This is a genomic window from Nostoc sp. MG11, assembly GCF_014904695.1.
Taxonomy (GTDB): domain Bacteria; phylum Cyanobacteriota; class Cyanobacteriia; order Cyanobacteriales; family Nostocaceae; genus Komarekiella.
This window is the reverse complement of sequence record NZ_JACXXN010000169.1, coordinates 1-1,460: the sequence shown is the minus strand read 5'-3', so window position 1 is coordinate 1,460 and position 1,460 is coordinate 1. Positions and strand designations below refer to the sequence as shown.

The window sequence follows — 1,460 nt, the reverse complement described above, 5'->3', positions numbered from 1 at the left end:
GGTTCTTTGGGGTTCATTAATGGGCTAACTTTGATACAAGACTATTGGTACAACTACACTTCTACCAGACCAGCCCTAGTTTTTGCAACACAACCAGGGTACTCGCCGTTTAAATCCTAATTATATACGTTCTCGTATAGCGGAGGCTAATAGTGGCGCTCTTAACGAACAATATTTATTAAAAACATTGCAGCTACTAAAGCTTGACCCCCTGATTAAAAACTTGTCTGCTGATTTACAAAATGGGAAGAGTCCTAGTGAGAGCATTCTGGTCGTAGACGTGGAAGAGGCGAAAACCTTTAGCACCCAAGTAATTCTAGATAATGCGCGTTCGCCTGCTATTGGCAGTTTTCAACGACGATTACAAGTTAATGAAGCTAACTTATTAGGACTAGGAGATAATTTAAGCGTCGGTTACAGCAATACTGACGCTAGCAACTTCTTTAATTTCGGTTACACACTGCCCCTTAATCCTCAAAATGGAACCCTCTCCTTTTACTACGGTACTGCGAATAGCACTGTGATTGAGCGTCCTTTCAATATTCTAGATATCAAATCAGCTTCCCGATATTATGAACTGACATTTCGCCAGCCAATAATCCAAACTATTCATCATGAATTTGCCCTAGGTTTTACTGCTTCCCGGCGAGAAAATGAAAACAGTTATGCTTCGTTAGGAGAGCGCATTCCTTTTCTTCAACCGGGATCTGACGACGAAGGTCGTACTAGAGTATCGTCCTTGCGATTTTTTCAAGAATGGACTGCCCGTGACAGCACTCAAGTCTTTGCTGTGCGATCGCAATTTAATCTCGGCATTGGTGCATTGGATGCAACTGTTAATCAAGATGCCCCCGACAGCCGTTTCTTTTCGTGGCAAGGGCAAGCGCAATGGTTGCGGTTACTGGCTCCTGACACCTTACTTTTACTCCGGTTCAATACTCAACTAGCATCTAGTCCACTTACGTCTTTGGAGCAGTTTAATGTTGGCGGGGTTGAAAGCGTTCGCGGTTATCGGCAGGATTTTTTAGCAGCTGATAACGGTGCTTTTGCTTCGGCTGAAGTTCAAGTTCCAGTTCTAAGCGCACCTAAGATAAATGGCATGTTGCAGGTCATTCCTTTTGCTGATTTGGGTGTAGCTTGGAATAATTCTTCTGACAATAAACTTGACCCCAACACATTAGCCTCTATTGGTTTGGGATTACGTTGGTCACAAGGCGATCACTTTACCGCTCGTGTTGATTGGGGTATTCCTTTAGTATCTATTGACTCAAGCAAAAGAACGTGGCAGGAAAATGGGATTTACTTCTTTTTGCAGTACAATCATTTTTAAAGCTTGTTTCTTCGTATATTAGCGATGTAAAACAAAATGTAAGGATTCAGGTCTAATATTTAGGAAGCAGAGATGGGCGAGACAGATAATTATTAGAATTAGCCAGCAGTGCTTGTGCAAAAAAGTCAAT

1 protein-coding gene is annotated in these 1,460 nt (G+C 42.2%); it reads left to right on the top strand.

Translation table 11 applies throughout. The annotated features are described in order from the left end of the window. The first annotated feature begins 82 nt into the window (after nucleotides 1-82). Nucleotides 83-1,330, top strand: a complete 1,248-nt coding sequence (locus tag HCR01_RS37855; RefSeq protein WP_193201004.1) for a ShlB/FhaC/HecB family hemolysin secretion/activation protein — start codon at nucleotides 83-85, stop codon at nucleotides 1,328-1,330. The last annotated feature ends 130 nt before the right edge of the window (nucleotides 1,331-1,460 follow it).